General features: G+C 65.3%; 10 protein-coding genes and 2 tRNA genes. 4 read left to right on the forward strand and 8 right to left on the reverse strand.

Annotation, left to right across the window (positions count from 1 at the left end; genetic code table 11):
- The first annotated feature begins 33 nt into the window (after positions 1-33).
- Both N430_RS10955 and N430_RS10960 read left to right on the forward strand, forming a co-directional pair.
- The gene (locus N430_RS10955) at positions 34-1,692 is read left to right on the forward strand and encodes a cyclic peptide export ABC transporter (protein WP_110636349.1); all 1,659 of its coding nucleotides are present in this window, start codon (positions 34-36) and stop codon (positions 1,690-1,692) included.
- Positions 1,693-1,876: 184 nt separating this feature from the next.
- On the forward strand, positions 1,877-4,246 hold the full coding sequence (locus N430_RS10960; RefSeq protein ID WP_165837350.1) for a TonB-dependent receptor: 2,370 nt from the start codon (positions 1,877-1,879) through the stop codon (positions 4,244-4,246).
- A 69-nt stretch (positions 4,247-4,315) separates the two neighbouring features.
- Here the strand turns inward: N430_RS10960 and N430_RS10965 are convergent, their stop codons facing one another.
- From N430_RS10965 to phnN, 6 genes are all read right to left on the reverse strand, one after another.
- Positions 4,316-8,443, reverse strand: a complete 4,128-nt coding sequence (locus tag N430_RS10965) for a non-ribosomal peptide synthetase (protein WP_110636343.1) — start codon at positions 8,441-8,443, stop codon at positions 4,316-4,318.
- Complete coding sequence (locus N430_RS10970) at positions 8,436-16,202, reverse strand: non-ribosomal peptide synthetase (protein ID WP_110636340.1); 7,767 nt, start codon at positions 16,200-16,202, stop codon at positions 8,436-8,438. The genes N430_RS10965 and N430_RS10970 overlap by 8 nt, the downstream gene beginning before the upstream one ends.
- Positions 16,203-16,204: 2 nt before the next feature.
- Positions 16,205-19,600 carry a non-ribosomal peptide synthetase gene (locus N430_RS10975; protein ID WP_110636337.1) on the reverse strand — a complete coding sequence of 1,132 codons (3,396 nt, stop codon included), beginning with the start codon at positions 19,598-19,600 and terminating at the stop codon, positions 16,205-16,207.
- A gap of 167 nt (positions 19,601-19,767) precedes the next feature.
- Positions 19,768-20,745, reverse strand: a complete 978-nt coding sequence (locus N430_RS10980) for a TauD/TfdA family dioxygenase (RefSeq protein WP_110636334.1) — start codon at positions 20,743-20,745, stop codon at positions 19,768-19,770.
- A 204-nt stretch (positions 20,746-20,949) separates the two neighbouring features.
- Positions 20,950-21,024: transfer RNA gene (locus N430_RS10985), tRNA-Arg, on the reverse strand.
- 128 nt (positions 21,025-21,152) lie between these two features.
- The gene (gene phnN / locus N430_RS10990) at positions 21,153-21,740 is read right to left on the reverse strand and encodes a phosphonate metabolism protein/1,5-bisphosphokinase (PRPP-forming) PhnN (protein WP_110636332.1); all 588 of its coding nucleotides are present in this window, start codon (positions 21,738-21,740) and stop codon (positions 21,153-21,155) included.
- Positions 21,741-21,969: 229 nt separating this feature from the next.
- Between phnN and N430_RS29440 the strand changes: the two genes are divergently transcribed.
- Together N430_RS29440 and N430_RS11000 are read left to right on the forward strand one after the other, a co-directional pair.
- Positions 21,970-22,131 carry a hypothetical protein gene (locus tag N430_RS29440; protein WP_165837348.1) on the forward strand — a complete coding sequence of 54 codons (162 nt, stop codon included), beginning with the start codon at positions 21,970-21,972 and terminating at the stop codon, positions 22,129-22,131.
- Positions 22,088-22,414: an Arc family DNA-binding protein gene (locus tag N430_RS11000; RefSeq protein WP_003254499.1), complete on the forward strand. Its 327-nt coding sequence runs from the start codon at positions 22,088-22,090 to the stop codon at positions 22,412-22,414. The genes N430_RS29440 and N430_RS11000 overlap by 44 nt, the downstream gene beginning before the upstream one ends.
- A 96-nt stretch (positions 22,415-22,510) precedes the next feature.
- On the opposite strand, the gene mgtE is transcribed toward N430_RS11000, so the two are convergent.
- Together mgtE and N430_RS11010 are read right to left on the reverse strand one after the other, a co-directional pair.
- Positions 22,511-23,953 (reverse strand): magnesium transporter, encoded by a 1,443-nt coding sequence (gene mgtE / locus N430_RS11005; RefSeq protein ID WP_110636326.1) that lies wholly within the window; start codon positions 23,951-23,953, stop codon positions 22,511-22,513.
- 377 nt (positions 23,954-24,330) lie between these two features.
- Positions 24,331-24,407: transfer RNA gene (locus N430_RS11010), tRNA-Arg, on the reverse strand.
- Between the last annotated feature and the right edge of the window lie 5 nt (positions 24,408-24,412).

The raw sequence follows: 24,412 nt of genomic DNA on the forward strand, positions 1-24,412 counted from the left end.
AAACCGCATCCGCGTACCCACCAGGAACTCACCATGAACCGATCGACCCCTGGCGCACTCCGCGAACTCCTCGGCCTGCTCAAGCCTTACCGACTGATCGTCGCCCTGGCCGTCGTGCTGGGGATCGTCGGCGGCCTGTGCATCACCTTGCTGCTCGCCAACATCAACAACCTGCTGCATGCCCCTGGCGCCATCACCTGGGGCGTGGTGCTGGCGTTCGCCGGCATCTGCCTGCTCGCCCTGTGCGCCTCCATCGCCTCGGACATCGGCACCAACTATGTCGGCCAGCATGTGATCGCCCGGCTGCGCCGCGACCTCGGCGAGAAGGTGCTCAGCGCCCCCATCGAGCAGATCGAACGCTACCGCAGCCACCGCCTGATCCCGGTGCTGACCCATGATGTCGACACCATCAGCGACTTCGCCTTCGCCTTCGCCCCCCTGGCCATTTCGCTGTCGGTGACCCTGGGTTGCCTCGGCTACCTCGCCCAGTTGTCGTTGCCGATGTTCCTGATCACCGCGTGCGCCATCTTGCTCGGCACCGCCGTGCAGTACATCGCCCGCGTACGGGGCATCCGCGGCTTCCATGCCGCCCGCGAGGCAGAAGACGAAATGCAGCGGCACTACAGCGGCGTCGCCTCCGGTGCCAAGGAGCTGCGCATCAGCCGCCCGCGTCGCCAGCGCATGTTCGACGAGCGCATCAGCCGCACCGCCAATTTCATCCGCGACACCCATATCCGCTCGATCAACATCTTCGTGGTCGCCAAGAGCCTCGGCTCGATGCTGTTCTTCGTGGTGATCGGGCTGGTGCTGGCCCTGCAACAGGCCGAACTGATCACCGACCCCAAGGTCACCAGCGGCTTCGTGCTGGTGCTGCTGTTCATGAAAGGGCCGCTGGAACACCTGGTGTCGACCTTGCCCATCGTCAGCCGCGCGCAAATTGCCTTCCGCCGCATTGCCGAGCTGTCGACCCAGTTCTCGTCACCCGAACCGCACCTGCTGCTCGATGCGCCTGAAGTCCCCGACCGGCAGATCCGCAGCCTCGAACTGCGTAACGTACGCTTTGCCTTCCCGCCGGTGGACGGTGCCGCGCCGTTCGCCCTGGGGCCGATCAACCTGCGCGTCGAACAGGGCGACATCCTGTTCATCGTCGGCGAGAACGGCTGTGGCAAGACCACGCTGATCAAGCTGCTATTGGGCCTGTACGCCCCCCATGAGGGCGAGATCGTACTGGACGGCGAAGCCGTCACCGCCAGCAACCGCGACGACTACCGCCAGCTGTTCACCACGGTGTTCGCCGACTACTACCTGTTCGATGACCTGCTGCAGGACGGCCAGGCCTTGCCCGAGGACGCCGGCAAGTACCTGCAACGCCTGGAGATCGCCCACAAGGTGCAGATCCGCGATGGCGCCTTCACCACCACCGACCTGTCCACCGGCCAGCGCAAGCGCCTGGCGCTGGTCAACGCCTGGCTGGAGAAGCGCCCGGTGCTGGTGTTCGACGAATGGGCCGCCGACCAGGACCCGACCTTCCGCCGCATTTTCTACACCGAACTGCTGCCGGAACTGAAGCGCCTGGGCAAGACCATCATCGTCATCAGCCACGACGACCGCTACTTCGACGTCGCCGATCACCTGCTGCGTTTGCGCGACGGCAAGCGGGTCGAAGAAGAAATCACAGAATTTTCACATTGATTTTTCCGGTTCTGCGGCGCTGGTACGTCACATAAATGCAAATAAATCTCATAACCAATATATCTGCTAACACTTGAGTATCCGCATGACCATTACCACGGTTTCGCCGCTCGCCCGGGCGGTTCGCAGGAAAACACTGGCCCTACTCCCTCCGTCGCTGCTGGCCTGTGCGCTGGCAGCCTCCATGGCAGCGCAAGCCGAGCCGGTCGCGCTGGATATCCCTTCGCAAGGGCTGGTGGGGGCACTCAATACCCTGGCCAAGCAGGCCAACCTGCAGCTGCTGTACAGCCCGGACGCCGTGCACAACACCCCTGCTCCCGCAGTGAAAGGCAACATGGAGCCCGAGCAGGCCCTGCGCCTGCTGCTGCGCGACAGTGGCCTGACCTACCAGCTCGACGGCCATACCATCACCCTCAGCGGCCCGGCCGACGGCTCCGCCCTGAACCTGGCCCCGGTCAACATCAACGGGCGCCAGTTCGATGCCACCACGGAGGACTCGGGGAGCTACACGTCCAACGCGGTGACCATCGGCAAAGGTACCCATCGCCTCAAGGACATCCCGCAGTCGGTCAGCGTGGTCACCCGCAAGGCGATGGACGACCAGCGCCTCGACACCCTTGACCAGGTATTGGAAAAGACCACCGGCATCACCACCTACCAGAGCCCGTCCGGCGGCAAGTACATCTACTCGCGTGGCTTCGAGGTAGAGACCATCCAGTACGACGGCGTGCCGCTGGACCGCCGCTATTACGGCATCGGCAGCAGCTTCACCTCCGATACCCTGCTGTACGATCGCGTCGAGATCCTGCGCGGCGCCAACGGCCTGCTGCAAGGCAGCGGCAACCCCGGTGCAGCCATCAACCTGGTGCGCAAGCGCCCGAAGGCGGTTCCTTCGCTGTCGGTCACGGCCAGCGCCGGCTCCTGGGACACCTATCGCCAGACCGTCGACGCCAGCGGCCCGCTGACCGCCGATGGCCGGCTGCGCGGGCGCCTGGTCGCCGGCCATGAGGACCGCGACTACTTCTACGACACGGCAGAAAGCCGCAAGAACGTGCTGTACGGGATTCTCGAATACGACCTGAGCGACTCCACCACGGTCGCCGCCGGCGCCAGTGTCGAGGACCTGCACTCGACGCCCTACTTCGGTGGCCTGCCGCGCAACAAGGATGGCAGTGCGGTGAACGTCAGCCGCTCCACCTTCACCGGTGCCGACTGGAACAAGTGGAACAACAAGCAGACCACCTACTTCGCCGATATCACCCACGACTTCAACGAAGACTGGCGCCTGAAGGCCTCGGGCAGCTACATCCGCGAGACCAACGACATTTTCTACAGCTTCGGCCGTGGCGCCGTCGACCCGGCAACCGGCAGCGGCATGCAGTCGCGTGCCTACCTGTACGACTTCGAGAACATCAACCAGGGCGCCGACATCAACCTCACCGGCAAATGGCGCGCCTTCGGCCTGGAGCACGAGGTGGTGGTGGGTGCCAACGCCAGCGACCTGCGCACCGACGACCTGCAAGGTGGCCTGCTCAACCTCGGCCCGATGAACATCTATGACCCGGTCTCGCCTCGCGAACCCACCCTGGATGAAATGCTCAGCACCACCTACGCCGGTGTTTCCAAGGCCAAGATTCGCCAGAATGGCGTGTACGGCGTGATGCGCTACAAGCTGATCGACCCGCTGACCCTGGTGCTCGGCGCACGGGTGAGCAACTACAAGTACGACTATGAACTGACGCGCTTCACCACGACATCGCCAGACCCTGCGCACGCCAAGGAAACCGGTGAAGTCACCCCGTACGGTGGCCTGATCTACGCGCTGAACGATCAATGGTCGGCCTACGTCAGTTACGCCGACATCTTCAAGCCGCAGACCGAACTGACCGAAGACCTCGCACCGCTCAAGCCGATCGAAGGCTCCAACTATGAGATCGGCCTGAAAGGCGAGCTGATGGATGGCCGGGTCAACACCAGCTTCGCGGTGTTCCGCGTCGACCAGAAAAACCGCGCCCAGTACGACTATTCGTCGGTGTGCGGGCAGGACGGTGAAACCAACTGCTACGTGGCAGGCGGCAAGGTACGCGCCGAAGGCTTCGATGCGGAAATCAGCGGCGAAGTGCTGGCCGGCCTGCAACTGTTTGCCGGCTACACCTACACCTCGACCAAGTTTCTCAACGACCCGGGTGATGGCAGCACGGCGTCCGGCGCTACCTTCAACAGCTACACGCCACGCCACCTGCTGCGCTTCTGGGGTGACTACAACCTGCCGGGCGAGCTGAACCAGTGGACCGTCGGTGCCGGTGCCAGCATCCAGAGCAAGAACCACAACACCAACCAGGGTGGCACCAACGGCATCGACAAGATCGAACAGGCCGGCTACGCCATCTGGAACGCCCGCGTGGCGTACCAGATCAACCAGAACTTCAGCGTCGCCCTTAACGGCAACAACCTGTTCGACAAGAAGTACTACTCGTCGATTGGCTGGTTGAACGCGAGCAACGTGTATGGCGAACCACGCAACTACACCGTGACACTCAAAGCAGACTTCTGAAGCTGACGGTATGAAAAAGCCCCCTGGCGTGATGCGCCAGGGGGCTTTTTTTCGTGCAGGCGGTGAGGGTCAAACCTCGAACGCCGCCTCCTGGCGCTCGACGCCGATACCCTGCAGTTGCCCGGCCACCGCCTCGATCAGCTGCGCATCCTGCAGCAGGTCGAAATGGCCACGGTCGCTGCTCAAGTGCCGCAGTGCCGTGCCATAGTGACCATCGAGGCCCGCCTGCACCGCCGCTTCGCGCCCTGCCGCCCACCAGCAGGTCGGCTTCACCCGAGTGACTGGCAAACCCTTCATGGCCATCGCCACCCGATCCAGCTGCAGCGTGGTACGCACGAAGGCCACCCGCTCGGCAATGGCGAGGTCGGCCAGCACCGGCGCCGACAGGTTGCTCAGCACGGTCGCCATTGGCTCACCGAACAGCAGTCGCTCATCCTGTTCAGGCCCCTTCCATCCGCTGGACAGCGCTCGGCTGGCGCCTTCATCAGCGCCCAGCGCCAGCAGCAGGCCCAGCAAGCGTTCATCCCATTGCTGCTGTTGATCGGCCTGCGGCAGGTAACTGTCCAGCAGCCCGACGAAGGCCACCACCTGCCCCTGCGCTTCCAACTCCCGCGCCACCTGCAACGCCAAGGCGCCGCCAAGTGACCAGCCGAGCAGGCAGTACGGCCCCTGCGGCTGCACGGCGCGGATGTAATCGCAGTAGTCGGCGGCCATGGATTCGACATCCGCGTCGACCCAGGCGGCATTGAACAGCATCCGGCACTGGATGCCGTGCACCGCCCACTGCGGCTGCAGCCGCCTGGCCAGTGGCAGGTAATCGAACACCGCGCCATGCACGCCGTGCAGGCAGAACAGCGGTGTGGCGCCTGGCGCCGGCGTATTGAGCAACAGCATCGGGGTCTGGCTGGCAGTGCTTTGCAGGCGCCCGACCAACTCGCCGATACGCGGTGTGGTCATCAGATCGCGAAGGGTCATGGTGAACCCGTCCAGCGCGGCCACCCGCACCCGGCGCACCAGTTCCATGGCCAGCAGCGAGTTGCCGCCCAGTTCGAAGAAGCTGTCATCGAGCCCGACTTCCTCTACTTCCAGCAGCTCACCCCAGAGCTTCGCCAGGCTCACCTCAAGCGGCGTGACCGGCGCACGATAGTGTTCGGAACGGTCCAGCACTGGGGCTGGCAAGGCATGACGGTCGAGCTTGCCGTTGGGGTTCAGTGGCATGGCCGGCAGCACCAGCAGGTGCGCAGGCACCATGTACTCCGGCAGGGCCTGGCGCAGCCGGGCAAGTACCTGGCCGCGCAACGTGGCATCCCACTGCAACCCCGGCGCCAGCACCAGATAGGCCACCAGACGCGAACCGCGCCCTTCGCCCGCCACGGCGACCACCGCCTCGCGCACTTCATCCATGCCCATCAGGCACGATTCCACCTCGCCCAGTTCGATGCGGAAACCGCGCACCTTGACCTGGTGATCGACCCGGCCAAGGTACTCGACCACCCCATCATGGCGCAGGCGCACCAGGTCACCGGTGCGATAAAGGCGGCCACCCGGCGGGCCGAACGGGTCGGCGACGAAACGCTCGGCAGTCAGGCCTGGGCGCTGGTGATAACCGCGCGCCAGCCCTTCACCGCCGATATACAGTTCGCCGGGCACGCCTGCAGGCAACAGCTGCAGGTCGCTGCCCAACACATAGGCTGAACGCGCGCCGACCGGTGTGCCCACCGGCATGTACTGCGCCTCGAAACCGCTGCCCAGGTGGACCGCCCACAGCAACGGCGTGATCACCGTTTCGGTCGGGCCATAGCCATTGATGATGCGCGGCGTGCGCAGCACCTGCTGGATCTGCTCGAAGGTGGCGCGGCTGGTGCCTTCGCCACCCACGGTGTAGGAGCGGATGGGCAGGTCTGCCCCCGCCTCGCCCAGATGCTCAGCCAGCTGTTGCAAGTAGCTTGGGGTGAAGCAGGTGATGGTGATGCCGTGCTCGGCAATCTCGCGCGCGCTGCGCTCGACATCCCAGGCATCGTTGTCGCGCAGCATCAGCATCGAACCGGAAACCAGCGGCACCAGCCAGCGTTCGTGGGCGCCGTCGAAATTGATGGAGGCGAACTGCAGTTCGCGGTCCTCGGGGGTCATGCCGTAGCGCTCGGCAATCGCCAGGCAGTGCATGGCCAGCGGGCCGTGGGTGACCGCTACGCCCTTCGGCCGGCCAGTGGAGCCGGAGGTGTAGATCAGATAAGCCAGGTTATCCGCCGCCACCGGGTAATCGGCATCGTGTGCCGGGTAGCCTTGCAGCTCGGCGCCATCCGCGCTGACCGGTAACACCTCGACGCTGGCCGGTAGCGGTAGCACGGTCAGCAGATGCGGCTGGGCCAGTACCAGGGCAACGCCGCTGTCCTCGATCATGTAGCTCAGCCGCTCACGCGGGTGGGTCGGGTCCAGTGGCACGTAGGCGCCGCCAGCCTTGAGCACGGCCAGCAACGCGACCAGCATTTCGACCGAGCGCTCCAGCGCGATCCCCACGCGCACTTCCGGGCCTACGCCCGCCTCGTGCAGGCGTGCCGCCAGTCGGTTGGCCCACTGGTTGAGTTGCTGGTAATCGAGCTGCCTACCCGCCACGACCAGGGCCGGGGCAGTCGGGCGCAGCCTGGCCTGTTGCTGAATCAGGCCATGCACGGTGCGCATTTCGGCCGGCTGGCCGAGGCCGGGGTTCAAATCTACAAGCTGCCAAAGGCGCTCATCTTCGCTGAGCATGCACAACTCGGCGATCGGCTTGGCTGGCTCGGCGCTCATGCGCCGCAGGAGGTTCTGCCAGTGCGCGAACATCTTCTGGGCGGTAGCGGCATCGAACAGGTCGGTGGCGTAACTCAGGCTGGCACTCAGGTGGCCGCCATGCTCCTGGGTGTCCAGCGCCAGGTCGAACTTGGCCTGTGAAGTCGGCGCTGGCAGCAGGCTCAACGACAGGCCGGCAAGCGCCGAGGCGCCCAGGCCATCGCCCATCACCTGGTGGTTGAACATCACCTGGAACAGCGGGTTGTGGCTAAGGTCGCGGTGCGCCACCAGGCTATCGACCAGCGCTTCGAATGGCAGGTCCTGGTTGGCCTGGGCGGCAAGCAGGGTGGTGCGTGTGTGCTGCAGCAGCTGCGCGGTGCTCAGGCCATCTTCAAGCCGACCGCGCAACACCAGGGTGTTGACGAAGAAGCCCGTCAGTGGCTCCACCTCCGGCCGGTTGCGCCCCGCCGACGGCATGCCCACGCACACATCGCTCTGGCCGCTGTAGCGGCGCAGCAGCAGCTGGAAAGACGCCAGCAGCACCATCGACAACGTGCAGCCGTGCGCCTGTGCCAGGGCGACCAGGCGTTGGCACAACGGCTCGTCCAGCGTGCCGGTCACGGCCTGGCCACGATGGCTGGGCACGGCCGGGCGTGGCCGGTCGGTGGGCAGTTCCAGTACCGCAGGGGCATTGCTTAGCTGCTTGGTCCAATAAGCCAGCTGCCGCGGCCCTTCGCCCGCCTCGAGCAGCTGGCGCTGCCAGGCGGCGAAGTCGGCGTACTGGATGGCCAACGCCGGGAGCTTGGCCTCACGCCCCTCGCAGGCGGCCTGATAGAGCTGGATCAGCTCGGCGATCATGACCTGCATCGACCAGCCATCGGAGACGATGTGGTGCTGGGTCATGACCAGCACCCGGTCCGCCGCGCCGATTTCCAGCAGCAGCACCCGCAGCAACGGGCCACGCTGCAGGTCGAAGGGCCGGACCACTTCACGGCTCACCGCCTCGGCAATGGCCTGGTCATCGGCCCCCGGCAAGGCCACGCGCTCGATCGCCAGCGGGCCTGCAGCGTGAATACGTTGCAGTGGCTCACCTGCGCTTGCCTCAAAGGTGGTGCGCAGCGGCGGGTGCCGTGCCACCAGGGCATCGAAGCTCTTCTGCAGTGCAGCAAGGTCCAGTGTGCCTTTGAGGCGCAGCGCGGCCGGCATGTTGTAGGCGGCACTCTGTGGGTCGAGCTGCCAGAGGAACCACTGGCGCTGCTGGGCATGGGACAGGCGTGGCACGTCGCCTTCGGCCAGCGCCACGATGGGCAGCCGGCCTGGGTCGATGCCTTTTTCCAGCAGGCGCTTGAACAGGGCCACGCGCTTGTCGTGAGCCAGCCCGCTGATCCGCTGGACCAGCTCATTGCCCTGTTGGGTCCCTTGCTTAAACATCCAGTGCCTCCAGTTCGTCGAGGGCGTCGAAGATCGCGTCGTAGTCGTGTTGCGCCGGGCTGGCGTGGCCTGCCACCAGGCTGGCCAAGGCGCCGAGATTGTCGGCCAGGTAGGCGTCCTGCATCGCAAGCTCGATGGCGAACTCGGTCTTGATCCGCGAGACCAGGCGTACCAGCAGCAGCGAATGCCCGCCCAGTTCGAAGAAGTTGTCGTTGAGGCCAACCCGCTCGACCTGCAGCACCTCTTGCCAGAGGGCTGCCAGGCGTTGCTCCAGTTCGCTTTGCGGCGCCAGGTATTCGCGTTGCGACTGGCCCAGCTCAGGCTTCGGCAGCGCTTTGCGATCGAGCTTGCCGTTGGGCGACAGCGGCATACGTTCGAGCAGCACCCACTGGCTTGGCACCATGTAGTCCGGCAGCACGGTCGCCAGATGGGCCTTGATGGCCGCCAGGCTGTCGGCCTGCTCGGCTACCAGGTACGCCACCAGTTGCCCCTCGGCCGCCACGACCACCGCCTCACGCACGGCGTCCTGTTCCTGCAGGCGGGCTTCGATCTCGCCCAGTTCGATGCGCAGGCCGCGGATTTTCACCTGGTGGTCGATGCGCCCGGCGTACTCGATTACGCCGTCCTCGCGCTGACGTGCCAGGTCACCGGTGCGGTACAGCCGCTGGCCCGCGCCAAACGGGCTGGTGACGAAGCGCTCGGCAGTCAGCGATGGGCGACGGTGATAACCCCGGGCCAGGCCGATGCCGCCCAGGTACAGCTCGCCGGTCACGCCGGGGCTGACCGGGTTCAGTTCGCCGTCCAGCACGTAGGTTTGCAGGTTGGCGATTGGCCGGCCGATCGGCACCGCGTCCTTGCCTTCCTCGACGCAGGTCCAGTGGGTGACGTCGATGGCCGCTTCGGTCGGACCGTACAGGTTGTACAGGCCGCTCTGCGGCAGCAGCGCCAGGGTCTGGCGTTGCAGCTCCACCGGCAGTGCTTCGCCGGAGCAGATGATCCGCTGCAACGAGGTGCAGCGGGCGGCGTTTTCGTCGCCGACGAAGGCCTGCAGCATCGATGGCACGAAGTGCAACGTGCTGATCCGCTCGCGAGTGATCAGCTCGGCCAGGCGTGCCGGGTCGCGGTGGTCACCCGGCAGCGCCATGACCAGGCGTGCGCCTTCCATCAAGGGCCAGAAGAACTCCCACACCGAGACGTCAAAGCTGAACGGAGTCTTCTGCAGCACGCTGTCATCGGCATTGAGCTGATAAGCCTCCTGCATCCAGGCCAGGCGATTGTGCAAGGCGATATGTCGGTTGCCCGCGCCCTTCGGCTTGCCGGTGGAGCCGGAGGTGTAGATGACGTAGGCGAGGTTTTCCGGGTGCAGCAGCACGTCCGGATTGTGTGCGGCCTGAGCGCTCCAGGTTTCAGCCCGGTCCAGATCGAGCACCTCCAGCCCAGCCGGGATCGGCAGGCCGTCACGCAGGTGCGACTGGGTCAGCAGCAAGGTGATGCCGCTGTCTTCAAACATGTAGGCCAGACGGTCCTGCGGGTACTCAGGGTCAAGCGGCACATAGGCGCCACCGGCCTTGAGGATTGCCAGCAGGCCGACGACCATTTCCACCGAGCGCTCAGCGGCGATGCCGACCAGCACGTCCGGGCCGACACCGTGGCCGCGCAGATACTGAGCCAGGCGGTTGGCCTCGGCATTGAGTTCGGCGTAGCTCAAAGTGCGTTCGGCGAAGGTCAGTGCTGGCGCTTGCGGCTGGCGGGCGGCTTGCTGTTCGAACAGCTGGTGCACATAAGGCGTGCCCGGGTAGTCCCGTGCCGTGGCATTCCAACCCTTCACGATTCGCGAATGAGCCTCTGCGTCGACCAGCCCGAAGCTGCCCAGCAAGGCGTGCGGCGCACTGGCGAAGCCTTGCAGCAGATGGCGCAGCTCGGCCGCTATTTGCTGCACCTGCGCATCGCCGAAGACCTGGCGCTGGTAGGCGAAGGTCAGCTGCATCTGATCACGCGCTTCGGCAATCAGGGTCAGCGGGTAGCCGCTGTATTCCTGATAGTCCAGGCCAGACAGACGCAGCCCGGCACTGCTGTCCGACAGACTCTGGGCCAGTGGGTAGTTCTCGAACACCAACAGGCTGTCGAACAACGCCTCGCCATGGCGCCCGGCCGCTGCCTGGATAGCGTAAAGCGGCAGGTACTCGTACTCGCGCAGACGCAGGTTGAGCGCCTGCACTTCACGCACCCAGTCGGCGACCGGCATCTGCCCTTGCGGCTCGGCGGCCACCGGCAGGGTGTTGATGAACAGGCCCAGTTGCTGCTCGATCCCCGGCAACTCCGCCGGGCGCCCGGACACGGTGGCGCCGAAGCAGGGCCGACGCTGGCCGGTGCGGCGCTGCAACAGCAGTGCCCAGGCGGCCTGCAGTACGCTGTTGAGGGTGACTTGCTGGGCCTGGGCAAAGTGCTTCAGGGCCTGGCTCAAGGCCTCGCCCAGCTCCAGCACTACGGCGCCCTGCCCGGCTTCATTGGCATCGCGTGTACCGCCGAGCAGTGTCGGGCCGTCCAGGTCGAGCAGTTGGGCCTTCCAGAACGCATCGGCAGCGGCGCGATCTTGCTGCTGCAACCAGCCGAGGTAATCACTGCGGGTGGCCTGCGCCAGCGCGGCAGGCTGCCCCGAGTAGGCCTGCATCACAGCTGCGAACAGCAGCGAATTGCTCCAGCCGTCCATGAGAATGTGGTGGCTGGTGTAGATCAGGTGATGGCGCTGCGGCCCGGCGCGCACCAGCACCAGGCGCAGCAACGGCGCCTGGCCGAGGTCGAAGGCGCGCGCCTGCTCAGCCTGCGCCAGTGCTTCGAGGCGTGCGTCGATGTCGGCCTCGCCTGCCCAGTCGAAGCGTTCGACCGGCAGCTGGACGTGGCGCAGTACCACTTGGCGTGGCGCTTCCAGGCCCTGCTCCCAGGCAAACCCGGCGCGCAGCGACTCATGCTGGTCCAGCGCCTGCTGCCAGGCCTGGATGAATCGATCAGGGTCGAGCTCGTCGAGGTCCAGGCGCAGGCGGTTGACGTAGCTGCTGGGCTGGCCGTCATACAGGCTGTGGAACAGCATGCCTTCCTGCATCGGTGCCAGCGGGTAGATGTTCTCGACCTGGCGCAGGTCGACCGGCAACGTATCCAGCTGCGCCTGGGTCAGGCCGGCCAGCGGGAAGTCAGCCGGGGTGGCGCCGCCGGCCTGGCTGTCGAGGCAGTGGGCGACCAGCGTGGCCAGTTCACGGGCGTAGTCGTCGGCCAGGCCGGCGATTGCCGGCTCATCAAACATCGCTTCGCTGAAGGTAAAGCCCAATTCGAGTTCGCCACCCAACACCTGGCCGTTGACGCTCAGCCAGTTGCCCAGTGGCGCATCGGCCGCCTGGGTGGCGCCAACGCTTTCCAGGGCAGGTGCGAACAGCCGGTCTTCGCCGAAGCCCTGGTCGAACTGGCCGAGGTAGTTGAAGGTCACCCGCGCTTGCGGCAGCGCTTGCAACGCCGCCTGCTGCGCCGGGCTACCGAGGTAACGCAGCGCACCATGGCCGATGCCGCGCCCAGGCACGCCACGCAACTGTTCCTTGATGGCCTTGAGCGAACCGGCCAGGTCGTCAGTCGGGGTCAGTGCCACCGGGAACAGGCTGGTGAACCAACCCACGGTACGGCTCAGATCCACGCCGTCGAACAGGTCTTCACGGCCGTGGCCTTCCAGCTGGACCAGCGCACTACCCTGCCCGGTCCAACGGCACAGCACTCGCGCCAGGGCAGTCAGCAGCAGGTCGTTGACCTGCGTGCGGTAGGCCGCTGGCGCCTGCTGCAGCAGGCTTTGCGTAGTGTCGGCATCCAGCTGGCAGCGCACGGTGCGGGCGTGACGCACCTGCAGACCGGCGTCGCGGCGTGCCGTCGGCAGGTCGCCGGTCTGCCCCGCGAGGGTCGCTTGCCAGTAGGCCAGTTCTGCATCACGGGCAGGCGCCTGGGCCCAGCCCACCAGGCGCTCGGCCCAGGCCTTGAATGCCGTGCCCTTCTCCGCCAGCGCGGGTGTGCGCCCGGCCAACAGGGCGACGCAGGCCTGCTCCAGGTCTTCCAGCAGCACCCGCCAGGACACACCGTCGACCACCAGGTGATGAATCACCAGCAGCAGGCGCTGCCCACCGTCGACAAGGTCGCACAGCACGGCGCGCAGCAGCGGCCCTTGCGCGAGATCGAGACTGCCCTGCGCCTCTTCGGCGATGGCCTGCAGTTGTGCGGCATCGGCCGCCTGACGATGCCAGAGCATTCCGCCTGGTACGCCCACACGGTGCTCGGCATGCCAGCTGCCTTCCACATTGTTGAAAGCCAGGCGCAGTGCATCGTGTTGGTTGACCAATAGCGCCAGGGCCTGTTCGACGATGTTCGCCGTCAGCGCCTGACGTGGCTGCAGCATGACCGCTTGGTTGTAGTGCCCAGGCTGGCTCAGGGCCAGCTCGAAGAAGCGCGCCTGCACCGGCAGCAGCGGCATGCCACCGCTGACCTGTGCAACCTCAGCAGGCTTGGCCGCCACGGGGGCCACCTTGGCGACCTGGGCCAGCTGGGCGATGGTCTGCTTCTCGAACAGCTGGCGCGGGCTCAGCTTGATGCCCTGGCGCTTGGCCCGGGCGATGATCTGCAGGCTGAGGATGGAGTCACCGCCAAGCTCGAAGAAGTTGTCCTCGACGCCGATGTCCTCACGCTTGAGCACCGCCTGCCAGATGGCCAGCAACTGCTCCTCCACCACTGTGCTGGCGGCGACATGGCGCTTGAGTTGCACCTGCGGCTGCGGCAGGGCGCGGCGGTCCAGCTTGCCGTTGGCGGTTAGCGGCAGGCGCTCCAGCAACAGCAGGTGGGCCGGTACCAGATAGTCCGGCAGCAGCGCCTGCAGTTGCTCGCGCAGGGCCTCCACGCTCAGCTCGGAGTTGCCCGGCACGCACCAGCCAACCAGTTGCAGCTGCGCCGCGTCATCCCCTTGCGGCACGGCCAGCACCACCGCGTCGTGCACGCCTGCCAGGCCGCGCAGCACGCGGCCGACTTCCCCGGGTTCGACACGATAGCCACGGATCTTCACCTGGTCGTCAGCACGCCCGAGGAAGTGCAGCAAGCCTGCGTTGTCGCGCTTCACGCGGTCACCGCTGCGGTACAGGCGCGTGCCCGGCGCACCAAACGGGTCGGGCACGAAACGTTCGGCGGTCAGTGCCGCCTGCCCCAGATAGCCTTGCGCCAGGCTGTCGCCACCAATGTACAACTCGCCAGCGACGCGCGCGGGCAGCACGTTGAGCACATCGTCCAGGACCCGCACGCTGGCACCCGGCAGCGCCGCGCCCAACGGCATCGCCTGGGGCATTTCACCTTGAAGTTCGTGGGTCAGCACGCCGACCGTGGTTTCGCTGGGGCCGTAGTGGTTGATGAAGCGGCAGCCCGGCTTCAGCTCGCGCACTTTCTGGTACAGCGCCAGTGAGCAGGCCTCACCGCCGACGATCAGCGCATGCTCGGGCAGTACGTCGGCGGCATTGGCGGCCTGCAGCAGGCCATTGAGGTGGCTCGGAACGATCTTCAGCACGCCGATACGCTGTTCGGCCATGTAGGCGGCGAAAGCATCCGGATCGAAGCCCAGCGCCTCTGGCAACACGTGCAGGGTGCGCCCGGAGCACAGGGCACCGAACAGTACCGTGTGGCCAAGGTCGGCGGCGATGGTGGAGACCAGCGCCATGCTCGCGTCCGCAGCCAGGTCCAGGCGTTGCAGCAGGCCGTCGACATAACTCGCCAGCGCGCCATGGCTCACGACCACCCCCTTCGGTTGGCCGGTGGAGCCGGAGGTGTGGATCACATAAGCCGGTGCGCCTGCCAGAATCCCGGCTTGTGGCGCATTGCCCGGTAACGAGGCCCACTGCTCCGGTGCATAGGGCTGTACCTGGCAACCAGACGCTGCCAACACCTGCTGGCGCGGCTCAGCCGCATCGCACAGCAGCACCTGCGCGCCGCTGCGCTGCAGCATGCCTTGCAGGCGTTCGGCCGGCGCCTTGATGTCCAGCGGCATGTACACGCCACCCGCCTTGAGGATGCCCAACAGGCATACCAGCCAGTCCAGCGAGCGCTCCATCAGCACCGCGACCGGCGCACCAGCGGTAACGCCCAGGTCGCGCAGGTGATGGGCCAGGCGGTTGGCCTGGTTATCCAGCTCGGCATGGCTCAGGCGCTGCGCGGCGCAGACCGCAGCCACTGCGTTGGGCTGGCGGCGCACTTGCTCGTCCCAGCGCTGCAGGACCAGGGCCGGCTGTGCACGGTGGCTGGCAAGCTCTGCGGCAGGCGCCTCGACCAGGGTATGCAGCGGCGCATCTGGCGCAGTCAGCACTGTGTCGAACAGCTCACGCAGCGTCGCGATGAACCCTTCGATGGTGGAACGCTGGTAGAGGTAGCTGGCATAGGTCATCTCGCCGTGCACCAGGCTGCCGTCGTCGGTGATGTCCAGGGCGAGGTCGAAGTGGGTGCCTTCCTTGCGCAGCGGATACTCGCTGACGACGAGCCCCGGCAGTTGCAGCGCGGCCTGCTTCTGCACGCCGACGTTCTGGTTGAACTTGGCCTGGAACAGCGGGTTGTGACCAAGGCTGCGCTCGGGCGCGAGCACTTCCACCAGCTGCTCGAACGGCAGCTCCTGGTTGGCCTGGGCGGCAAAGGTCGCCTCGCGCACCCGCACCAGCAGTTCACTCAGCGACAGGCGCTCGTCGATCTCGCAGCGCAGCACCTGGGTGTTGACGAAGAAGCCGATCAGGCCTTCCACCTCTTCGCGCCCGCGGTTGGCGTTGGGCACGCCGATGCGGATGTCGCGCTGGCCGGAATGGCGCGAGAGGAACAGTGCGTAGCCGGTCAGCATCAGCATGAACAGTGTCACGCCCTGGGCCCGGGCGGTGTCGCGCAGGCGCTGCGACAGCGGCCCGCCGAAGTCGAACTTGAGGGTCTCGCCTTGCAGGCTCTGCACCGGCGGGCGCGGGAAATCGGCCGCCACGTCGAGCAGCTGGTGTTCTTCGCCCAACTGCTCGCGCCAGTGCTGCAACTGCCGCTCACCCTCGCCCGCTTCCAGCCAGCGGCGCTGCCACACGGCATAGTCGCCGTACTGCAACGGCAGCGCTGGCAGGCTGTGGGCACCTGCCTGGTAGCACTGGACGAACTCGCGGACCATCACGTCCATCGACCAACCGTCGGAGACGATGTGGTGCATGCACACCACCAGCACGTGCTCATCCTGGCCCAGGCGGAACAGGCTGGCACGCAGCAGCGGGCCATTGAGCAGGTCGAACGGACGAGCGACTTCTTCTTCCACCTGGCGGGCCAACTCGGCCTCGTCGGCGGTGCCAAGGTCGACATGCCGCAAGGCCAGGGGCTCGGCCGCGAGCACCCGTTGCAGCGGCTGTTCGCCGTCGACCTGGAACACCGTGCGCAGCGCTTCGTGGCGCTCGATCAGGGCGTCGAAGGCCCCTTGCAGACGGCCTTGGTCCAGCTCGCCGCGCAAGCGCAGCCCGGCGGCCATGTTGTAGGCGACGCTCTGCGGGTCGAGTTGCCAGAGGAATAGCAACCGTTGCTGGGCGTAGGACAGCGGGATGGCCTCAAGGCCATGGCGGCTGACCGGGATCGGCAGCAGGCCGAAGTCCTTGCCATCCTGGCGCAGTTTGGCGAGGAACTGGCGGCGTTGTTCGAGCGGCAACCCGATGAACTTCTCAGCGATACGCAGCGTCGTGTTGCGGGTCATGCTCAAACCTCCTCCAGTGAATTCATGAACGCTTCCATGTCGGCCCAGTCCTCGTCGGCGGTGCCGCCCAGGGCTTGCAGCTCCTCAGCCAGAGCGGCCAGGTGCGGGCGCTCGAACAGGCTGCGCATGGGTAGCGCGACGCCCAGTTCGGACTTGATCCGGGCAATGACCTGGGCCGCCAGCAGCGAGTGCCCGCCCAGGTCGAAGAAGCTGTCGTCGAGACCGACGCGGGGCACCTGCAACACCTCCATCCAGATCGCCGCCAGCTGTTGTTCCTGCTCACTGACCGGCGCGCGGAAGCTGGCCTGCAACTGGCTCGGGTCGGGCGCGGGCAAGGCCTTGCGGTCGAGCTTGCCGCTGGGGGTCAGTGGCAGGCGATCCAGCAGCACCAGGTGCGAAGGGACCATGTAGTCCGGCAGCATCGCGCGCAGGCCCTCGCGGATCACCTGGCGCTGCGCCTCGGCACCGGCGCCGTCGGCTTCGGTGACTACATAGGCCACCAGCTGCCGCCCGCCGGCCATGTCCAGGGCCAGCACAGCCGCTTCGCGCACGCCAGGGCATTGCTGCAGGCGCATCTCGATTTCGCCAAGCTCGATACGGAAGCCGCGCACCTTCACCTGATGGTCGACGCGGCCGATGTATTCGATGGCGCCACTGGCGTCGAAGCGGGCGCGGTCACCGGTGCGGTACAGGCGCTCGCCGGGGGCTTCGGGGTCGGGCAGGAAGCGTTCGGCGCTGAGTGCAGGCTGGCCGTGATAACCACGCGCCAGGCCGGGGCCACCGATGTACAGCTCGCCAATGGCACCGGCGGGTACAGGCTGCATCTCACCGTCGAGGATGCACAGGCGCCTGCCCGCCAGGCCTTGGCCAATGGGGATACCGCGCCAGGACACATCCTGCGATGCCAGCGCCGTGCAGTCGTGGATGCTCGACACCACCGTGGCCTCGGTCGGGCCATAGGTGTTGAGCAGGCGCACACCGGCCAGGCCAGCGCGGCGCCACAGGTCGAGGCCGTCCACCGCCATGGCTTCGCCGCCGACATGCACCTGGCGCAGTGCGGCAAACGCCTGTGGCATGTCGCGCGCGTAGTCCTGCACCAGCATGTGCCAGTAGGCAGCCGGCAGGTCGGCGACGGTGATGCCGTGCTGCTCCAGTGCCTGCAGGAAGCTGGCGCTGTCCCACAGGCGGCTGTCGCGCAGCACCACGCGGGCACCGACGCACAGCGGTGGATAGAACTGCTCGACGAAGCCGTCGAAGCTGCAGGTGGCGAACTGCAGCACGCGATCATCCGCGCTCAGGCGCGAATAGTCGGTGGCCAGTTCGCAGAACTCGGCCAGCGCGCCATGGCTGATGGCGACGCCTTTGGGCCGGCCGGTGGAGCCGGAGGTGTAGATCACGTAGGCCAGGTTGCCGGGCTCCAGTGCTACCTGCGGCGCATGATCAGGTTGCTCGCCCTGCGCCTGGTCCAGGCACAGCACCTCGATACCCTCGGCCACTGGCAGCTGGCTCAGCAGGTTCGATTGGGTCAGCAGCAGGCGCAGGCCGCTGTCGGCGAACACCTGGGCGATGCGTTCGCTGGGCGCTTGTGGGTCCAGCGGCACATAAGCGCCGCCGGCCTTGAGCACGGCCAGCAGGGCAACCCCCATGTCCAGCGAGCGCTCCAGCGCCACACCGACCAGCACCTCGGGGCCGACACCCGATTGCACCAGGCGCTGGGCCAGGCGGTTGCTGCGGCGCTCCAGCTCGGCGTAACTCAGGCTGGCGCCCTGCCCTTCGCCGGCCAGCACCAGCGCGACCGCCTCGGGCGTGCGTGCAGCCTGGGCCTGGAAACGCTGATGGGCCAGTGCCGAGGCCTGCGGGGCGGGCGCACGCAGCGCCCAATCCTGCAGCTGGCGGGATTCAGCCACATCGAGCAATGGCAGCTCGCCGATTCGACGTTGCGGGTCAGCCTGCACGCTGCGCAGCAGGTTGCGCCAATGGCCGGCCATGCGCTCGACGGTGGCGGCGTCGAACAGATCGGTGGCGTAGGTGAAGGCGGCCAGCAAGCGTTCGCCTTCCTCGCGGGTTTCCAGCATCAGGTCACTGGCAGCGGCATGGCTGCGGGCGCCGGCCACGCTCTGCTCGGCGTCCAGATGCGCCAGCTGCAGGCCGCACCCCAGGCGCATGCCCTGGATGTCGGTGACCAGTGGCTGGTGGTTGTACATGACCTGGAACAGCGCGTTGTGGCTCTGGCTGCGGTTGGGCTGCAGCGCCTCGAGCAGCGCATCGAACGGCAGTTCCTGGTGGGCCTGGGCGCCGAGGGCAGTCTGGCGCAGTGCTGCCAGCAGCTGCTCGAAGGTCTGGCGCCCATCCAGCTGGCTGCGCAGCACCTGGGTATTGACGAAGAAGCCGATCAGCCCCTCGACCTCTCCGCGGTTGCGGTTGGCAATCAGGCCGCCGACGCGGATGTCGCCCTGGCCGCTGTAGCGGTACAACAGGGTCTTGAAGGCCGCCAGCAGCACCACGAACAGGGTCGTGCCCTGACGCTGGGCCAGCGCCTTCAGGCCGCTACGCAGCTCGGCGTCGATGGCGAACTCCAGGCGCGCACCGGCATGGCTCGGCTGGGCCGGGCGCGGGCGGTCGGTGGGCAATTCCAGTGGCTCGTGCTCCTCACCCAGCTGGGCGCGCCAGTAGTCGAGCTGGCGGGCCTGCTCGCCGGCCTCCATCCAGCTGCGCTGCCACAGGGCGTAGTCGCGGTAGTGCACGGCCAGTGCCGGTAACCGGGCCTGATCACCGGCGCTGCGGGCGTCCAGGCAGCGCATGAACTCTTCGATGAGGATGTTCATCGACCAGCCATCGGCGATGATGTGGTGCATGGTCAGCAGCAGCACGTGCTCATCCGCCGCCAGTTGCAGCAGCGCCACCCGCAGCAGCGGGCCCTGTTGCAGGTCGAACGACTGGCCGGCTTCGCGGGCGACTTCTTCGCGGGTCCGCTGCAGGCGCTGATCCACCTCCAGGGCGGACAGGTCGACGTGGCGAACCTGCACCTGCGCACCGTCACCGACACGCTGCAACGCCTGCCCGTCAACTTCCTCGAAGGTGGTGCGCAGGCACTCGTGGCGCTGCACCAGGTCGGCAAAGGCCAGGTCCAGCGCCTGGTGGTCCAGCCTGCCGAGCAGGCGCACGGCCCCTGGCAGGTTGTAGGCAGCGCTGCCTGGCTCCAGCTGCCAGAGGAACCACATGCGCTGCTGGGCATAGGACAGCTGGTCGCGGCCAGCGATGCCGCTACAGTCGGGAATGGGGTAGCTGGTGAAATCGACCTGCTCGTCGCGCAGGGCGGCGAAGAAGACACGGCGTTTTTCCAGCGGCAGTTCAATGAAGCGGCGCGCCAGCTTCAGGGATTGATCGAGGGTGCTCATAGGTCGTCCGAACCGGTGATGGGAGCCGCCCTGGGCTCCGCGATACCTGTTGAACGAATGGTTCCGGCTTGCATTTAGGTACTGTTTACAAAACCCGACAAGCCGGTTTACGGCAACGCGCCGGTGCGCCCGAAGACGAGCCGGCGGTCACTGCAGTGCTGCGCAGCTCAGCCCGCGCCGTGCCCCTCGGCCATGGCCACGATGACCTTGCGCTTGCCGGTGAAGGTGCTGCGGGCGTGGGCGGCGAGCATGTTGTCGAGCATCAGCACATCGCCTTCCTGCCAGGGGAAGGCGATGGTGCATTCATCCAGCACACCACGCACTTCGTCGAGGATCGAGTCTTCGATCGGTGAACCGTCGCCGTAATAGACGTTGCGTGGCAGGTCTTCCTCGTCGACGATTTCCAACAGACTCTCGCGCACCTCAGGGGGCAGGTTAGACACATGGAACAGGTGCGCCTGGTTGAACCACACATCCTCACCGGTACGCGGGTGGCGGGCCACTGCCTGGCAGATCTGGCGGGTACGCAGTTCGCCGTCGTCCTTCCACTCGCAGGTGATCGCATGGCGCTGGCAGTAGGCTTCCACCACTGCCGGGTCGTCACTGTTGAAGACTTGCTCCCAAGGCACATCCAGGCCGTTGCCGAAATTGCGCACGTACATCAGCCCGTGGCGGTTGAACCGTTCGTGAATGCGCGGGTCGATCCGACGGAACACCTCGCGGCTGTCGGCAATTGGCGTTTCCCCGCCGCTCTCGGCAGCGATCATGCTGTAGAACCAGATCTTCATCGGCCATTCACGGGTGTAGGCCTGCTCGTTGTGCAGCGGGATTTTCTGGTGCGGCGGATACTCGGTGGAGGTGTACACGCCCTGGGTGACGTTGCTGCGCGGGGTGGAGCCGAACTCGTAGTTCAGCAGCGGGTGGCCGAAGCCGCCGGCGAAGCTGCGGAAGGCCTCGGCGCCGCCCACGTCGAAGCCGCGAAAAAGGATGCCACCGGCATCGAGCAAGTGGCGATCGACCAACTCGCGGATCGGCTCCAGCGCCTCGTTGAGGTCCAGGCCGGCGTGGGGCGCCTCGACCAGCAAGGGCAGGCTGCGTTGGCCAGGCAGCAGAGGCCGGGCCAGCAGTTCCAGTATGGCGCTCATGGCTTCCCCCTTGCGGCAGCTGACCGCAGCGGGTTGAGCAGCAATTGATTGGCAACAGGCAGCGCCTGGCTGGCCTTGAAGCAGGTGGCGGCAAGCATCCTTCGACCCTCGATGAAATGACAGCAAGCTCCGGTTCGGGCGCGCGCAGCGCACGTCGGCCTTGTGCAAAGGAAACGAGGGGCAGAGGGAGGGATTTAGCGTGGATGGCGTCCCCGGCAGGAATCGAACCTGCACCAGAGTCTTAGGAGGACCCCGTTCTATCCATTAAACTACAGGGACTGAAACCCGCCGGCGATCTTGCTGAGCTGAGTGCAGCAATAGCGGGACGGCGAGCATGTTAACCAGCGCGCCACCGTTTGTCATGCCTGAATCGGGCTTTTTGCACGTGGGGATTTTCTGAGAGCCGCTCAGGCAATCAACTTTTCCTGACGCAGCAGATCAATCAAAGCCGCAACCGCCGTTGCCAAGTCACCTGAATTATCCAAGTAGTGCACCGACGGCACAGCCTCAAGCTGCAGCCGGGCATTGCGCGCCAGGCGCTGGTCGACTTGCTCCGGGGTTTCCCGCCCGCGGGCAAGCAAGCGCTCACGCAGCACTTCGGGCTGCACTTCCAGGCACACCGCCAAAAGATCGGGGTAGCGCGCCTGCGCCTCAGGCAGATATGCCCGCGAACCATTGACCAGCACCGAGTGCCCTTGCGCAAGCCACTGATCCACTTGGGCCGGAATCCCGTACTCCAGGCCATTGGCTCGCCAGTGCATGGCGAAAGCGCCCTCCTCGCGCAGCTGCGCAAACCGCTCGGCGCTGACGCCGTGGGCAGATTCACCCTTGGCCTCGGCGGAACGGGTGATGATCCGACGGGCAACTTCCACCCCTGCGGCAGACAATTGCGCGCGAGAAGCATCGATCAGGGAATCTTTTCCCGAACCGGAGGGTCCTACCAGGAATATCAGGCGGCCTGAGGCTCCATCTCGGGCGCTTGCGTCATGTTGCATAGCCACTATGCTCTAAGGAAGGAAACCCGCGCATTCTAGGTGTTTTCTGGGGCCTTTGCTGAGTTTTACAGGTTTTTGACGGCAAAAGGCTGACGGTGCGTCGGGCCGGATAATGCAAAACTTTTCAAACCAGTGCTCATTTCTGATAATTGGTACTGGCAAAAAGCCTTTATCCGGCTCACTATTTGTCACAGAATTGACGCCAAGGAATCGGCAACCATGAGGCAAGATGACCATCCAAATTTTCATGACGGTTGAACATTTTGTCGTCGCCACGGTCGTACTTCCACTCCGTGCGGCCAATTTGAGAACCGCTTCCCCTGAACCAGTAAATCCGGTCAATTTATATGCGCCCAATGAAACAGGCTATTTATTCGAGCCGCACCGCTGACAAGTTCGTCGTCCGCCTGCCAGACGGGATGCGTGAGCGCATTGCCGAGGTAGCGCGCAACCATCACCGCAGCATGAACTCCGAAATCATCGCGCGCCTGGAGCAGAGCCTTATCCAGGAAGGTGCGCTGGGCGACGAGCTGAGCATGCGCCTGGACAGCCCGGAGCTGTCGCTGCACGAGCGTGAGCTCCTGCAACGTTTCCGCCAGCTGTCGCACCGCCAGCAAAATGCGCTGGTGGCCCTCATCGCTCACGATGTGGAAATGGCCGCCGACGCCTCCTGAGGCCGGCAGCAAGCAGACACGAAAAAGCCAGCGTAAGCTGGCTTTTTTCGTTGTGTCCGCACAATGACCAAGGGCGCACCAGGCGCCCCGATCGCATTACAGCAGGAACAATGTGGCCAGGCCCAGGAAGATGAAGAAGCCGCCACTGTCGGTCACGGCAGTGATCATCACGCTGGCACCCATCGCCGGGTCACGCCCCAGACGGGCCAGGGTCATCGGAATCAGCACACCCATCAACGCCGCCAACAACAGGTTCAAGGTCATCGCTGCGGTCATCACCACGCCCAGTGACCAACTGCCATACAGCCAGAACGCCACTGCACCAATCACGCCGCCCCACACAAGGCCGTTGATCAGCGACACCGCCAATTCCTTGCGCATCAGGCGGCTGGTATTGCCCGGTGATACCTGGTCCAGCGCCATGGCACGGACGATCATGGTGATGGTCTGGTTACCTGAGTTGCCACCAATACCGGCAACGATCGGCATCAGCGCAGCCAACGCCACCAGCTTTTCAATCGAGCCTTCAAACACGCCGATCACGCGCGAAGCAAGGAAGGCAGTAATAAGGTTGATTGCCAGCCATGCCCAACGGTTGCGGAACGAGCGCCAGACCGAGGCGAAGATGTCTTCCTCCTCGCGCAGACCGGCCATGTTGAGCACTTCGCTTTCGCTCTCCTCACGGATCAGGTCAACCATCTCGTCAATGGTCAGACGGCCGATCAGGCGATCGCCCTTGTCCACCACCGGTGCCGAAACCAGGTCATAACGTTCGAAGGCCTGAGCCGCGTCGTAGGCATCTTCCTCAGGCTTGAAAGACACGGGGTCAGTTGCCATGACCTCTGCCACTTTCTTCTCTGGGTCGTTGACCAGCAGGCGCTTGATCGGCAGCACGCCCTTGAGAATGCCGTCATAGTCGACCACGAAGAGTTTGTCGGTATGGTTGGGCAGCTCTTTCAGGCGGCGCAGGTAACGCAGTACCACTTCCAGGCTGACGTCTTCGCGGATGGTGACCATCTCGAAGTCCATCAGCGCACCCACCTGCTCCTCGTCGTAGCTCAGTGCCGAGCGCACACGCTCGCGCTGCTGGGCATCGAGGCTTTCCATCAGCTCGTGAACCACGTCACGCGGAAGCTCTGGCGCCAGGTCAGCCAGTTCGTCGGCGTCCATTTCCTTGGCGGCAGCCAGGATCTCGTGATCGTCCATGTCGGCGATCAGCGATTGACGAACAGAGTCGGAAACTTCGAGGAGGATGTCGCCGTCACGATCCGAGCGCACCAACTGCCAGACCGTCAGACGGTCTTGCAGGGGCAAGGCTTCGAGGATGTAGGCGACGTCGGCAGGGTGCAGGTCGTCCAGCTTGCGCTGCAGGTCGACCAGGTTCTGGCGGTGGACGAGGTTTTCCACCAGGTCGTTGTGCTGACCTTCCTGACGGTGGGTCAGGTCTTCCACCACACGTTGGCGCTGCAGCAATTCGACCACTTGGGCCAGGCGATCCTGCAGGCTCTCTTGAGCTTTCTTTACTTCTACTTCAGTCATAGGCGAACTCCACTCCCAGCAGCGGAGCACGCCGGGAGAATCAATCAGTCAGATCTAGCTGTATGAATCTTGTTAAGGAGTAACTACTGGGTAAGTCCATGGTGGTTTTCCACAAGCCCCGGCGGGGCTGACGGGCGCAATCATACACTGCCTAAGCTGTCAGATCGCTTAAAATTTTGGCCAGAACAATCGTTTGCGAGATAAAGCTGGGACAACGCTCGAAGCCATCAGTGCGACGGCAGGCGCGCAATAAAAAACACATCCACCGCGCAAAAGTCTGTCGGGCCGGTTACTGTGCAGTCTAGTCAGGCATCACTGACAAAGCAGTGAAACAGAAAACAAAAAGCCCGCTCAATTGAGCGGGCTTCTTGATTGTATGGCGGACTCAGCAGGATTCGAACCTGCGACCGCTCGGTTCGTAGCCGAGTACTCTATCCAGCTGAGCTATGAGTCCGTGGT

It is taken from the genome of Pseudomonas sp. CC120222-01a, from assembly GCF_003097235.1.
Classification (GTDB): Bacteria; Pseudomonadota; Gammaproteobacteria; order Pseudomonadales; family Pseudomonadaceae; genus Aquipseudomonas.

Bases quoted from the DNA above. Each gene is read 5' to 3' on its own strand.
- N430_RS10955 (WP_110636349.1), top strand. From the start codon at position 34: ATGAACCGATCGACCCCTGGCGCACTCCGCGAACTCCTCGGCCTGCTC.
- N430_RS10960 (WP_165837350.1), top strand. From the start codon at position 1,877: ATGGCAGCGCAAGCCGAGCCGGTCGCGCTGGATATCCCTTCGCAAGGG.
- N430_RS10965 (WP_110636343.1), bottom strand. From the start codon at position 8,443: ATGTTTAAGCAAGGGACCCAACAGGGCAATGAGCTGGTCCAGCGGATC.
- N430_RS10970 (WP_110636340.1), bottom strand. From the start codon at position 16,202: ATGACCCGCAACACGACGCTGCGTATCGCTGAGAAGTTCATCGGGTTG.
- N430_RS10975 (WP_110636337.1), bottom strand. From the start codon at position 19,600: ATGAGCACCCTCGATCAATCCCTGAAGCTGGCGCGCCGCTTCATTGAA.
- N430_RS10980 (WP_110636334.1), bottom strand. From the start codon at position 20,745: ATGAGCGCCATACTGGAACTGCTGGCCCGGCCTCTGCTGCCTGGCCAA.
- phnN (WP_110636332.1), bottom strand. From the start codon at position 21,740: ATGCAACATGACGCAAGCGCCCGAGATGGAGCCTCAGGCCGCCTGATA.
- N430_RS29440 (WP_165837348.1), top strand. From the start codon at position 21,970: ATGACCATCCAAATTTTCATGACGGTTGAACATTTTGTCGTCGCCACG.
- N430_RS11000 (WP_003254499.1), top strand. From the start codon at position 22,088: ATGCGCCCAATGAAACAGGCTATTTATTCGAGCCGCACCGCTGACAAG.
- mgtE (WP_110636326.1), bottom strand. From the start codon at position 23,953: ATGACTGAAGTAGAAGTAAAGAAAGCTCAAGAGAGCCTGCAGGATCGC.